A 12,411-nucleotide genomic window follows, 5' to 3' on the forward strand; every position below is an offset into this window, starting at 1 on the left:
GGATGATCAGAGTTGATGAAGTGAATGTTCATCGAGCTCCGATTGGGCGATGGTCGCTTTCTCGCTCTCCGTCTCTTGAGTGAACCGCCGGTAGTGGAACCGTGCTCGTACGGTTCGTGTCGATCGGCGCATGAGGAAAGCGCCTGTCCTCCAGGTGCGGAATACTGGTCCGGAGCACGTACCGGTCCTGATCCCCCCGTAGAGGACGACGATGACGAAGCTCTCCACCCTCCTCGACCACATCGATAGCGGAGCGATGCTGCTGCCGGAGTTCCAGCGCGGATACGTGTGGAACCGCGACCAGGTCAGAGGACTGATGCGCTCCCTCTATCTAAACTATCCGGTCGGCTCGCTCCTGGTCTGGGAGACAGAGGTGGAACCCTCATCGGTCCGGGGCGAGTACAACGCCACCGGGTCCAGAGCCCTGCTGCTCGACGGCCAGCAGCGCATCACCTCGCTGTACGGGGTCATGCGCGGCCGACCTCCCGCGTTCTTCGAGGGCGACGCCAACGCCTTCACCGGTCTGCACTTCAACGTCGAGACCGAGGTCTTCGAGTTCCACATGGCGAACAAGATGCAGGGCGACTCACGCTGGGTGGATGTGTCGCGCCTGTTCCGCCGGGGAGTCGACGCGGTGCTGGACGGCTTCGACGACGACATGCCCCGTTCAGACGAGCGGGTCTTCACCCGCCGCCTGATGAAGCTCCACGCGATCCAGGAGCGCGATTTCCACGAGGAGAAGATCACCGGCAGGGACAAGACCGTCGATGTCGTCGTCGACATCTTCAACCGGGTGAACTCCGGTGGAACCAAGCTGTCCAAAGGTGACCTCGCGTTGGCGAAGGTGTGTTCGGAGTGGCCTGAGGCGCGTTCCGTCATGCGGGAGCACCTGGCCCGATGGGAGGAGGCCGGTCTCTCGTTCAGCCTCGACTGGCTGCTGCGCTGCGTCACCGCGGTCGCCACCGGAAGGCCCTTCTTCTCCTCCCTGGAGGACGTCGACACCAAGGACTTCCGTGCCGCACTGGAGTCGGCCGTCCACTACATCGGCAGGTTCCTCGACGCCCTCGCGGGGCGGTTGGGCCTCGACCACGACCGTGTGCTCATGGGGCGCTACGCCATTCCGGTGGTGTGCCGACTGCTCCACCTCAACGGCGGCGACTTCGATGATGCCGGGCACCGAGACCGCGTTCTCTACTGGTACGTTCATGCGGCGCTGTGGGGCCGGCACTCCGGTTCCACCGAGACGATGCTCGCCCAGGACTATGCCGCGGCCCAGGCCGACGGGGTCGACGGGCTCCTCCGCGCGCTGGAGAAATGGCGCGGCGGTCCGCTGGCGGTTCGGCCCGTCGACTTCGCCGGATCCACCAAGGGATCGCGCTTCTACCCGCTGCTGTACCTGCTGACCCGGGTCGGACAGGCCCGCGACTTCGGATCGGGCCTGCCGCTGCACGCGGAGATGCTGGGTCATCTGACCAGCCTCCAGGTGCACCACATCTTTCCCAAGGCCCTGCTCAAGGACCACTACGACCGCAGGCAGGTGAACGCGGTAGCCAACTTCTGCTTCCTCACCCAGGACACCAACCTCAAGGTGGGCAAGCAGGCCCCGGAGAAGTATTTCACCGAAGCCGAGCAGAAGAATCCGGGAGTTCTGGAGTCCCAGTGGATTCCGCTCGCATCGGAGCTGCGCGGTGTCGACCGCTACGAGGATTTCCTGCGCGAACGCACGGAACTGCTGGCCGATGCCGCCAACCGGTTCCTGGACGAACTCCGCGAGGGCGGTACGGCCACGGTGGGAGCAGATCTGAGGCGGGTCGCGGTGATCGAGGAAGACGACACCGAGCACGACGCCCGCGCCGCGCAGATCACCGACCTCATCGACGAGCTGATCGCACTGGGCTGCGCCGCTCCCCGGCGCGACGTCGAGATCACCGATCCGTCCGGCGGGCGTCCTCTCGCGGTGGCCGAGGCCTACTGGCCGGACGGATTGCAGACCGGGCAGGACGATCCGGTGGTGTTGGAGCTCGACCCGGACGAGGCCGACGAGGCGGCACTGGAGGGGCTCGGCTTCCGGGTCTTCACTTCCGGCGAGGCGCTGCTGGAGTATGCGCGGCTGCGCAACGCCGCGGCGGCCGGAGTGGAGGGTGAGGAGCCGTCCGTACCGGCCACAGAAGAGTCGACGGCCGAGGGCGCCGAGGCCCCGGAGGTCCTGGCCGCGTTCGACGAGGCCCTGCATTCGGCGTGCGACCGGGCGCAGACGGAGGCCGGGTACCGGGCGGCATACTTCCGGCGGATGCTTGAGGACCGCGGCGCGCTGGCGACGGCCCGGCTGCTGCTGGCCAAGCCGACCATCTCAGACGGCTTCGTTCAACTGTGGGAGCGCGGGCGGCTCGATCTGACCGTGGAGGGGGTCGTGCTCGACCATCCGGCCTACGCCCGGCTCTTCACCCCCGAGGAACTCGACATCGCTCGCAGCCGCATCGAGCGGCACCGGTAGCAGGGGCGTTCCGAGCGGCCGAAGGGGCGGGCCGGAGATCCGACCCGCCCCGATGCTCACTTCGCGGGCAGGAACGGGCTGGGGTCACCGCCATGGGAGAGGTAGAGCGCGTCGCGCGCCCGGGTGCATGAGACGAACAGCAGATTGCGTTCGCGCTGCAGGTCGTGGCCGTGCGCGACGGGGTCCTCGGTGCGATCGGTGACCTGGGTCTTCAGCGGCAGCAGGTCCGCGTCCACGCCGACGACCGCCACACATCGGAACTCCAGCCCCTTCATCCCGTGCATGGTGCCCACCCGTACCCCTGGGCCGTCGACCAGCGGGCCGTTGTCGATGTCGGCCTCACGAAGGCGAGCCGTCACCGAGTCGGCGACGGAGCGGGTGCGCACGGCGATTCCGATGGAGTCGGCTTCGACCCCCTGTTCCAGCCATCCGTTGATCTGACCGACCAGGGCGTCGAGTTCGGCCGTGCGTTCGGTGAAACCGTGTACGACGGGCCTGCGGCCGTGCAGTGGGGAGATGTAGGTCTCCAGGCCGTCCTCCAGATCGTCCAGCCCGGTGATGGGCGCGGCTCCCAGAAGACGCACCGCCCAGGACAGGATCTCCTGGGTACTGCGGTAACTGACGGTCAGTTTGCGGCTGCGGCCGCGCACGTTGATACCGAGCGCGGCCAGTGAGACCCGATGATCGTAAATCCGCTGGTGTGGATCGCCCGCGATGAATAGATCGTCGGGGCCCTCGGGGACCAGCGCCCGGATCAGTCGCCACTTCGCCGGATGCAGGTCCTGGGCCTCGTCCACCACCACATGCGTGTACAGCCGCTCCCCGGTGCGGTTCAAAATGTCGGCGGCCTCGGCGGCCACCTGAGTGAACGTCCACTGGTTCGCCTGTGCCATCCGCTCGGTGGCGGCCAGGACGGCGCGCCATACCCTCTGCTTCTGGTCGGCGCTGAGCCGATTGCCGCGTCCGCGCCGCTGGGCCTCCAGATAACCGCGTTCGGTACGCAGATCCTGGGCGAGGACGACCTGCTCCCATTCGGACAGCAGGAAGGCCCCGGAAAAACCGCTGTCCGCGCCGGCCTCGTCCCAGAGTCGTTCCAGCTCACGGGAGCGGGGAAACTTCAGCGTCGTTCCCCGCTCCCGGCTCACCACCTCGTAGGCGACCTTGTCGAGGTTGCGCACATCGATGCGATCACGCTGTCCCGGATCCTTGATCAGCAGTTCCATCTGTGAGCGCAGTGCCGCGTCGAGCGTCTTGGTGAACGTCGTCAGCAGGATCTGTGGTGGGCCGGAGTCGTATCCGGCGGCGAGGTGGGCGACGCGGTGTACTGCGGTCACCGTCTTACCGGTGCCGGCGCCCCCCGTCACCATCGCCGGCCCGTTGTAGCTCCGGCGGTAGGCGATCCTGCGCTGTTGAGGGTGCAGGAACACCCGCCACAGATCGAACGGGGTGTCCAGCATCTCGCGCAGGCTTTCGGGGCCTTCCACGAAGACCGCCTGGCCGGGGGTGCGGCGGATCGCCGCGGTGAGGTCCTCCGGGTCGATCTCCTCAGGTGCGACCGCTTCCACCAGATCCTTGCTGACCTCGGCCCAAGCCTCTTCCGGGGTCATACCGGAGGCCAGCGCCACCAGGGCGTTGTGCTGCGCAGCGGGCATCATCGACTGGATGGCGTCGAGATGGCCTTCGTCGGGAAGCAACCGCACGATCGACAGAGTCCGGTCGTCGATGCCCAGCTGGGTCAGGTGTTTGTCCGGAACGTGGTCGAACAGTCTGCTCTCGGCCGCTGCGGCGACCGGTGCGAGAACATCGCTCATGGTCTGCAGTTGCGCCTCGTCACGGATCTCCAGCACACCCAGCGCCCGGTTGACGGAAAAGCGTTTGTTGCGGATGTAGGCGTAGGCCTCGTCATGCGGCAGGACCGTCACCAGTAGATAGGTGTCACCCTGCTCGGGAGCGAGCACGACTCCTCGATAGTTCTGGGTGATGCGCAGGGAACGGGCACGGGGATCACGCGCGTCGGCGACCTTCTCCAGGTGGCCCCCGGCGTAGTAGGTGTCGGCGAACTTGTCGAGCGCCTCGTCGACGGCCTTCTGAACCCGTTTCTCCAGCTTCGCGTATCGGGTCAGAAAGTCCTTGTCGATCGCGAGCTGAGGCATGGGGGAAGTCCTCTCCAGGCGTCTGGAACGCGGTCGCGGAAGAACGCCGGGTTTCCTACGGGGAGGGGAAACCCGAGACAAGGCCACCTTACGGTCTGCACGCGTACCGCAGACTGCGCCGTCGACCGTGCCCGCACCGGCCCGCTCGCCGTCTCGTACACGCGATCAGCACCGCGGCGGAGAATGAGCGGCTCCGGCTCTCACTCTCTCCGCGGCGCTGCCAGGGAGCCGGTGAGGTGGACGGTCGTCGGGAGCGTTCGGCTGGGCGGGCGGGGGGTCTCCGGGGTGGCTTCGATGATGTCGGCCAGGGCCGACACCGCTCGCCGGCCCAGTTCGGCGACCGGGACGCGGACGGCGGTCAGGGGTGCGCCGGGCAGGTCGGCGAAGGCCATGTCGTCGGCCGCGGCCACGCTGATGTCCTCGGGGACGCGCACGCCGCGGCGGCTCAGTTCGAAGACCAGGCCCAGCAGCACCGAGCTGTTGTAGGCGAGTGCCGCCGTGCATCCCGACGCCAGGACGGCGTCGGCGGCCGCCGCGCCTTCGGTGAACTCCGGCGGCATCGGCCCGAGGACCCGGATTCGCAGGTCGGGGCGGCTCGCATGGTCGGAGAGGGTCTGCTGTCGGCGCCGGTCCATCCAGGAGCCGGGCGGCCCCGCGAGGTAGGCGACGTCGGTGTGGCCGAGTTCGACCAGGCGGTCGTAGACGCGGGCCAGCCCCCCGGGGGTGTCGACGGTGTAGGAGGTGAGGCCGGGGACCTTGCGGTTGACGACCACCACGGGCCTGCGGTCGTGGACCTTCTTCAGCTCCGCGGCCGTGCCCACGGGCATCAGCAGCACGAACCCGTCGACCTGGCCTTCGAGTTCACCGAGGGCGGCGGCCTCGCGTTCGGGCGAGCCGTCGGTGACGGCGATGATGAGCCACCGCCCGGTCTCCTTGGCCATGGCCTGGGCGCCGGCGATGCTGCCGGCGTAGAAGGGGTTGTCCAGGCCGGGGACGAGCATGGCCAGGAACCCGGTGCGCCCGGTGGTGAGCGCGCGGGCCGCGGGGTTGGCGCGGAACCCCACCTGTTCGGCGGCGGCGCGCACGCGCTCCAGCGTGCGGGGGGAGACCATGTCGGGCCGGCTCATGGCCCGGGACACCGTTGAAGCGGACACTTTGGCGATCCGCGCCACCTCCTCAAGTCCGGCCACTCCGGCTCCTTCGTCTCGTCTCGGCACGGCGTCATCGGTTCTTAACACGGCCACCCCTGGCCGGGGGTGCGGTCACAGGCTACGATGCTGCAAGCGCTTGCAGAAGCGCTTGCACGTATTTCGCCTGTTCGACAGGGATGTAATTTGCAATCTGCGTATCGGTGCGGCCGGACGCCGACCTCCCGGGGGTGGATGTGACCCGCCGCGTCACCATGCGCGTACTGCTGCTCCCCGGTCTGGCCGTGCTGCTGTTCGCCTTCCTCTACCCGGTGGCGCTCACACTCGCGGCACCGCCCGACGGCGACCCGGCGACGGTCGCCCGCGAGACCGGGACCCTGCTCAGCGACCCCCACCTGCTGCCGGTCATCGCCCGCAGCATCCGCGTGGCGGTCATGACCACGCTGATCTGCCTTCTCCTGGGCTTCCCCACCGCCTACCTCGTCTCCAGGGCGCCGGCCCGTTGGTCCGGCAAGCTGCTGGCGCTGGCGATCTTCCCGCTGATGCTCAACACGGTCGTGCGCACCTACGGCTGGATCGCCGTGCTCGGCGGCAACGGCGTGCTCAGCACCGCGTCCCAGGCCCTGGGGCTGGGCCGGGTCCAGCTGCTCTACACCGAGACCGCGATCGTGCTCGGCCTCGTGCAGCTCTTCCTGCCGCTGATGATCCTGTCCAGTTACTCCAGCCTCTCCCAGCAGGACCCGCGGCTGGAGGACGCCGCGCGCGGCCTGGGAGCCGGACCCGGCCGGGTGTTCCGCCAGGTCGTGTTCCCGCTCGCGCTCCCCGGCGCCCTCGTGGGCTGCACCCTGGTGTTCGCCGGATCGATCACCGCCTTCACCACGCCGCAGCTGCTCGGCGGCTCGCGCGAGCGCATCCTGTCCACCCTGCTCTACAGCAGGGTCAACGTGAGCCTCGACTGGCCCTCGGCCAGCGCGGTCGCGCTGGTCATGACGGTGCTGGTGCTCGCGGTGGCGGCGCTGTCGGGCCGGCTGAGCAAGCGAGGGAGCACCACCTCATGATCCTGAGACGCCCGCTGCTGTCCCTGCTGAGCGCGATTGCGTTCACCGTCATGCTCGGCCCGGTGGTGATCCTGCTGGGGGTGGCGTTCACCGCCGGCAGCACCCTGACCTTCCCACCCGAGGGCCTGTCCCTGCGGTGGTTCGCCGCCGCGGTGGAGTACCGGCCCTTCATCGACACGCTGGGCACCAGCCTCGTCGTCGCGGTCGCCTCCACGCTCGCCGCGCTGGTGCTGGGCGTGCCCGCCACGCTGGCGCTGCAGCGCGGGGCCGTGCCGGGGCGGGCGGTGGTCGAGAACCTGTTCATGACCCCGATCATCGTGCCCGAGCTCGTCCTGGGGCTGGCGCTGTTCCAGCAGTTCATGGTGGGGCTGCACATCACAGCGCTGGGGACGCTGATCATCGGGCACACCGTCCTGCTGCTGCCTTATGCGGTCCGGGTCGTGGGCGCCTCGCTGGCCCTGGCCGACCCGAAGCTGGAGGAGGCCGCCCGCGGCCTCGGCGCCGGCCCGGTCCGCACCTTCTTCACGGTGACGCTGCCGGTCATGCGCCCCGGGATCATCTCGGCCACGATCCTGGCCTTCATCACCTCCCTCAACAACGTCCCGCTGTCGCTGCTGCTGACCGGCCCGGGCGTGGCCACGCTCCCGGTCGAGATGCTCAACTACGTGCAGTCCTCGTTCGATCCGGTGGTCGCGGCGGTCAGCGTCATCCTGCTGGCACTCAGCGTCGGGGTGGCACTGCTCACCGAGCGCCTCGTCGGGTTCAACAAGGTCTTCGGCCGCTAGCGGCCGGGTTCAAGGAGGCATCGCGAAATGACACCAGTAGTCCGGCTCGACGGCGTGGGGCGGCGGTTCGGCGGCGCGAAGAACGGCGTCGCGGCGGTCGACGGCCTCGACCTCACCGTCGAGCGCGGCAGCTTCACGACGCTCCTCGGCCCGAGCGGGTGCGGCAAGACCACGACACTGCGCATGATCGCCGGATTCATCCGGCCCACCTCGGGGCGCATCCTGCTGGAGGGCGAGGACGCCACGAGCACGCCGCCCGAACGCCGCAACATCGGCATGGTGTTCCAGTCCTACGCCCTGTTCCCGCACATGTCGCTCACCGACAACGTGGGCTTCGGCCTGCGCGCCCGCAGGCTCCCCTCCGCCGAGGTCAGGCGGCGCGCGGGCGAGGCACTGGAGCTGGTGGGCCTGTCCCACGCCGCCGACCGCAAGCCCGCCGAACTGTCGGGCGGGCAGCAGCAGCGGGTCGCCCTGGCCCGGGCCGTGGCCATCGAGCCGTCGGTGCTGCTGCTGGACGAGCCGCTGTCCAACCTCGACGCCCGCCTGCGCGTGCAGATGCGCCGGGAGCTGCTGCGGGTGCAGCGCGAGACCGGGGTCACCGCCGTCCTGGTCACCCACGACCAGGACGAGGCGCTCCAGCTCTCCGACACCATGGTGATCCTCAACAGCGGCCGGCTGGAGCAGCAGGGCGACCCGCGCGCGGTCTTCCCCGCGCCGGCCAACCGCTTCGTCGCCGAGTTCCTCGGCTACGACAACTTCCCCGATGTGCCCGGCATGGGCCCGGTGACGATCCGCCCCGAGCACGTCGTGCTGTCCGCGGTCGGCACCGGCGGCGGAGCGGACGGCGCGGAGCTGGACGGCACGGTCACCGACGTCACCTACCAGGGCAGCCACTGCCTGGTCGGAGTGACGGCCGGATCGGACCGCGTCACCTGCGTGCACCCCGGCGACGAGTTCCGGCCGGGCGACGCCGTGCGCGTCCTGCTGCCCCGGCACCGCCTGGTGGAACTGGCCGACGGCGCCGCGCCGGCGGGTGCGCGGTGAGGCGGGTCGTCGCCGCCGTGTCCGGCGCCCTCGCCGCCACCATGGCACTGACCTCGTGCGCTCCCACCCGCGAGAACGACACCGACACCCTCGTCGTGAGCACCTTCGCCTTTGCGACCGAGGAGTTCATGCAGGTCATCGGTGAACCGTTCGAGGAGGCCACCGGGATCGAGGTGGTGCTGGACACCGGCAACAACGCCACCCGGCTGACCAAGCTCCGGATCAACAAGGAGCGGCCCGACACCGACGTCGTGCTCATCTCCGACTACTACGCCCAGATCGGCAAGGAGATGGAGCTGTTCGAGAAGGTGCACCCGACCGCGGTGCCCGCCATGGCCGAGATCGCCCCGTGGGCCGTCGACCCCGACGGCTACGGCCCCGCCTACACCTTCCAGCTCCTCGGCCTGATGTACCGCACCGACACCGTGCGGCAGCCGCCCGACTCCTGGGACGACCTCTATGAGTCCGAGGTCCCCGGCGGATTCGCGCTGCCCGACATCTCGGTCTCGGCCGGCCCCATGCTGGTCCAGGCCACCGCCGAGGCCTACGGGACGGGCCCGGCCGACGTCGACACCGGGTTCGAGCGGCTCGCCGGGATCGGCCCCGAGGCGCTGCAGTTCTACACCCGCTCCACCGAGCTCACCAGCCTCCTGGAGCGGGGCGAGGTCGCCATGGCCCCTGGCCTGGACAACTTCGCGATGAACGCGGTGGAGTCCGGGCAGCCCATCGGATTCGCCGTGCCCGACGAGGGGCGCGTGATGACGGCCAACACCGCCCAGATCGTGGCCGGCGCCCCGAACCGGGAGGGCGCGCAGGAGTTCGTCGACTTCCTGCTCGACCCGGAGGTCCAGTCCGAGGTGGCCGAGGTCATCTACGACAAGCCGGTCCACCCCGACGCCGAGGTCACCGACCTGATGACCGACGTCGCGGGCGAGTCGGCCCTGGACCCGGCCGGGACCGGCTACCACCAGGGCGACCTGGAGCTCATCGCCGCCGAGCGCACGGCCTGGCTGGACCGCTTCGTGGAGGAGGTCGCCAGATGAGCACACCGGTCCTCGTCGACTGCGATCCCGGCGTCGACGACGCCATAGCGCTGCTGTACGCCCTGGCCTCCCCCGAGCTGGACGTGCGCGGCGTGACCACGGTCGCGGGCAACGTCTCCCTGGCCCACGCCAACCGCAACGCCGCCCGGGTGCTCGACCTGGCCGGCGCCCGCGACGACCTGCCCCTCGTTCCGGGCCTGACCGGCCCCGTCGCCCGGCCCGCGCGCATCCCCGACGAGCCGATCCACGGCGAGGGCGGCCTCGGCGGACTTGACCTGCCCGAGACGGGCCGGGTCCCCGTGAGCGGCCACGCCCCGGGGTGGCTGGCCGAGCAGGCGCTGGCCGCGCCGGGAGAGCTGACCCTGGTGGCGCTGGGCCCGCTGTCCAACGTCGCGGCGATGCTCACCCTGCACCCCGAGGCGGGGCCGGCGCTGCGCGAGATCGTCGTCATGGGCGGGGCCGCCCACTGCCAGGGCAACATCACCCCCGCCGCCGAGTTCAACTTCTTCGCCGACCCCGAGGCGGCGCGCCTCGTCCTGGAATCGGGGCTGCCGGTGCGGGTCGTGGGCCTGGACGTCACGCGGGCCGCGCTCTTCCCGCTGGAGCGGGCCGACCGGCTCGCCGCGCTGCCGGGAGCGGCGGGGGCCGCGGGGACGCTGCTGCGCGGATTCGTGCTGCGCTACCGCGAGCGCTTCGGCGTCGCCGCCGTCCCGGTGCACGACGCGCTCGCCGTCGCCGCCGTCACCCACCCCGGCCTGCTCGACTTCGAGAGCGGGGCGGCCACGGTCGAGTGCGCCGGAGAGGTCTCCCGCGGCGCCCTGGTCGCCGACCTGCGCCGACCGGAGCGCACGCGCGCGGTGCGCGTCGCCCTCGGGGTCGACGCCGAGGGCTTCACCCGGCTGCTCGCCGACCGCCTCGCCGGCTACGCCGACCCGACCGCGACCACCGACCGACCATGAGGACCGAGGAACCCGCCGTGCCCCACTCCGCCCCCGTCGACCTGCTCATCCGGGGCGGCAGCGTGCTGTCGGTGCAGACCGGAGAGGTCTGGGCCGCCGACGTCGCCGTCGTCTCGGACGCGATCCGGGCCGTACTGCCGCCCGGAACGCCCGCCGAGGCCGCCGAGGTGCTCGACGCCACCGGGCTCGTCGTCGCGCCCGGCTACATCGACGCGCACATGCACATCGAGAGCTCCATGCTCGCCCCGCGCGAGTTCGCGCGCATCACCCTGCCGCGGGGCACCACCACCGTGCTGGCCGACGCCCACGAGATCGTCAACGTCGCCGGACGCGACGCCCAGGCCTGGATGATCGAGCAGGGGCGCGGCACGGGCCAGACGATGCGCTGGGCGGTCCCCTCGTGCGTCCCGGCGCTCGCCGGGTTCGAGACCGCCGGCGCCGAGCTGAGCGCCGAGGACATCGACGAGATGCTCGGCTGGGACGGCGTGACGACCCTGGGCGAGGTGATGGACTACCGGGCGGTCGTCTCCGGCGAGCGGCGGATGCGCGACATCGTCGCGGTCGCCCGTGCCCGCGGGGTCCGCCTCGACGGCCACTGCCCCAACCTCTCCGGCGCCGACCTGAACGAGTACCTGTGGGCGGGGATCGACTCCGACCACTGCAAGAACACCGCAGAGGTCGCGGTGGAGAAGGCCCGGCTGGGCATGCTGCTGATGCTGCAGGAGAAGTGCCTGACCCCCGAGGTCGTCGACGCGCTGCTCGCCCTGCCGCACCTGCCGGACCTGTGCCTGGTGACCGACGACGTCGCGGCGGACGCCATCCTCGACTCCGGCCACCTCGACCGCGTCGGCCACGTCGCCCTCGAACGCGGGATGGCGCCGATCGACGTGCTGCGGGCCCTCACCGTGCACCCCGCGCGCCGGCTCGGCCTGCACGACCGCGGAGCGGTGAGCCCCGGCAAGCGCGCCGACCTGGTGCTGCTGCGCTCCCTCACCGACCTCACCCCCGCGGTTGTGATCGCCGGCGGAGCGGTGCGCGGCCGCGGCGGACGTCCCGTGGACGACGCGCCCGCGGCTCCCACGGGCAACCCCTTCGCCGCGACCGTGCACCTGGAGGCGCGGAGCGAGCACGACGTGCTCTGGCGGGCGGACCTGCCCGACGGGGAGCACGTCTTCCGCGCCCTGCGGGTCAACGAGGTCGACACCTACACCGAACCGGCCGAGGTCGTGCTGCCCGTGCGCGACGGCGTCGTGGACTGGGAGGGGCGCACCGCGGTCGTCGCCGTGCTGGAGCGCCACACCGGCCGCGCCGCGATGTCGGTGGCCCCGGTGGTCGGCCACGACCTGGGAGAGGGGGCCTACGCCGGCACCTACGCCCACGACAGCCACAACCTCACCGCCGTCGCCACCACCCGTGCGGCGCTGCGGACCGCGGTCAACGCGGTCATCGAGGCGGGCGGCGGCCTGTGCGCGGCGATCGGCGGGGCGGAGCCCGTCCTGCTGCCGCTGCCGATCGGCGGCGTGATGTCGGAGCGCTCCGCCGACGAGGTCGCCCGTGCCTGCGGCGCGGTCCGCGCGGCCCTGCGTTCCTGGGGATGGCGCAACCGCAACGTGTTCATGAGCGTCTCGACGCTCACTCTCGCGGTGTCCCCCCAGGTCAAGATCACCGACCGAGGCCTGGTCCGGGTCGTCGACCGCGCCTGGGAGCCGCGGACACTGGGCTGACGG

9 protein-coding genes are annotated in these 12,411 nt (G+C 70.7%); 7 read left to right on the plus strand and 2 right to left on the minus strand.

Translation table 11 applies throughout. The annotated features are described in order from the left end of the window. The first annotated feature begins 211 nt into the window (after positions 1–211). Positions 212–2,494 (plus strand): GmrSD restriction endonuclease domain-containing protein, encoded by a 2,283-nt coding sequence (locus HDA32_RS05665; RefSeq protein ID WP_179642195.1) that lies wholly within the window; start codon positions 212–214, stop codon positions 2,492–2,494. 56 nt (positions 2,495–2,550) lie between these two features. Here HDA32_RS05665 and HDA32_RS05670 read toward each other — a convergent pair whose 3' ends face one another. Together HDA32_RS05670 and HDA32_RS05675 are read right to left on the minus strand one after the other, a co-directional pair. After that, positions 2,551–4,647 (minus strand): UvrD-helicase domain-containing protein, encoded by a 2,097-nt coding sequence (locus tag HDA32_RS05670; RefSeq protein ID WP_179642196.1) that lies wholly within the window; start codon positions 4,645–4,647, stop codon positions 2,551–2,553. A gap of 200 nt (positions 4,648–4,847) precedes the next feature. Beyond that, a complete protein-coding gene (locus tag HDA32_RS05675) occupies positions 4,848–5,837 on the minus strand; it encodes a LacI family DNA-binding transcriptional regulator (protein ID WP_179642197.1) in 990 nt (329 codons plus the stop codon). Positions 5,838–6,025: 188 nt separating this feature from the next. Between HDA32_RS05675 and HDA32_RS05680 the strand changes: the two genes are divergently transcribed. From HDA32_RS05680 to HDA32_RS05705, 6 genes are read left to right on the plus strand one after another with little or no spacing between them, the layout of a single operon-like run. Continuing rightward, complete coding sequence (locus tag HDA32_RS05680; protein WP_312863052.1) at positions 6,026–6,853, plus strand: ABC transporter permease; 828 nt, start codon at positions 6,026–6,028, stop codon at positions 6,851–6,853. Then, positions 6,850–7,638 carry an ABC transporter permease gene (locus tag HDA32_RS05685; RefSeq protein ID WP_179642198.1) on the plus strand — a complete coding sequence of 263 codons (789 nt, stop codon included), beginning with the start codon at positions 6,850–6,852 and terminating at the stop codon, positions 7,636–7,638. Before HDA32_RS05680 ends, HDA32_RS05685 begins: the two co-directional genes overlap by 4 nt. 27 nt (positions 7,639–7,665) lie before the next feature. Next, entirely contained in the window at positions 7,666–8,682 is a 1,017-nt protein-coding gene (locus HDA32_RS05690) for an ABC transporter ATP-binding protein (RefSeq protein WP_179642199.1), read from the plus strand. Continuing rightward, complete coding sequence (locus tag HDA32_RS05695) at positions 8,679–9,725, plus strand: ABC transporter substrate-binding protein (RefSeq protein WP_312863053.1); 1,047 nt, start codon at positions 8,679–8,681, stop codon at positions 9,723–9,725. Before HDA32_RS05690 ends, HDA32_RS05695 begins: the two co-directional genes overlap by 4 nt. Next, positions 9,722–10,684 (plus strand): nucleoside hydrolase, encoded by a 963-nt coding sequence (locus HDA32_RS05700; protein WP_179642200.1) that lies wholly within the window; start codon positions 9,722–9,724, stop codon positions 10,682–10,684. Before HDA32_RS05695 ends, HDA32_RS05700 begins: the two co-directional genes overlap by 4 nt. 17 nt (positions 10,685–10,701) lie before the next feature. Continuing rightward, a complete protein-coding gene (locus HDA32_RS05705) occupies positions 10,702–12,408 on the plus strand; it encodes an adenine deaminase C-terminal domain-containing protein (protein ID WP_312863054.1) in 1,707 nt (568 codons plus the stop codon). The last annotated feature ends 3 nt before the right edge of the window (positions 12,409–12,411 follow it).

Source organism: Spinactinospora alkalitolerans (assembly GCF_013408795.1).
GTDB lineage: Bacteria > Actinomycetota > Actinomycetes > Streptosporangiales > Streptosporangiaceae > Spinactinospora > Spinactinospora alkalitolerans.

Coding starts and splice junctions, on each gene's coding strand:
- HDA32_RS05690 (WP_179642199.1), top strand. CDS start 7,666: ATGACACCAGTAGTCCGGCTCGACGGCGTGGGGCGGCGGTTCGGCGGC.
- HDA32_RS05665 (WP_179642195.1), top strand. CDS start 212: ATGACGAAGCTCTCCACCCTCCTCGACCACATCGATAGCGGAGCGATG.
- HDA32_RS05670 (WP_179642196.1), bottom strand. CDS start 4,647: ATGCCTCAGCTCGCGATCGACAAGGACTTTCTGACCCGATACGCGAAG.
- HDA32_RS05685 (WP_179642198.1), top strand. CDS start 6,850: ATGATCCTGAGACGCCCGCTGCTGTCCCTGCTGAGCGCGATTGCGTTC.
- HDA32_RS05700 (WP_179642200.1), top strand. CDS start 9,722: ATGAGCACACCGGTCCTCGTCGACTGCGATCCCGGCGTCGACGACGCC.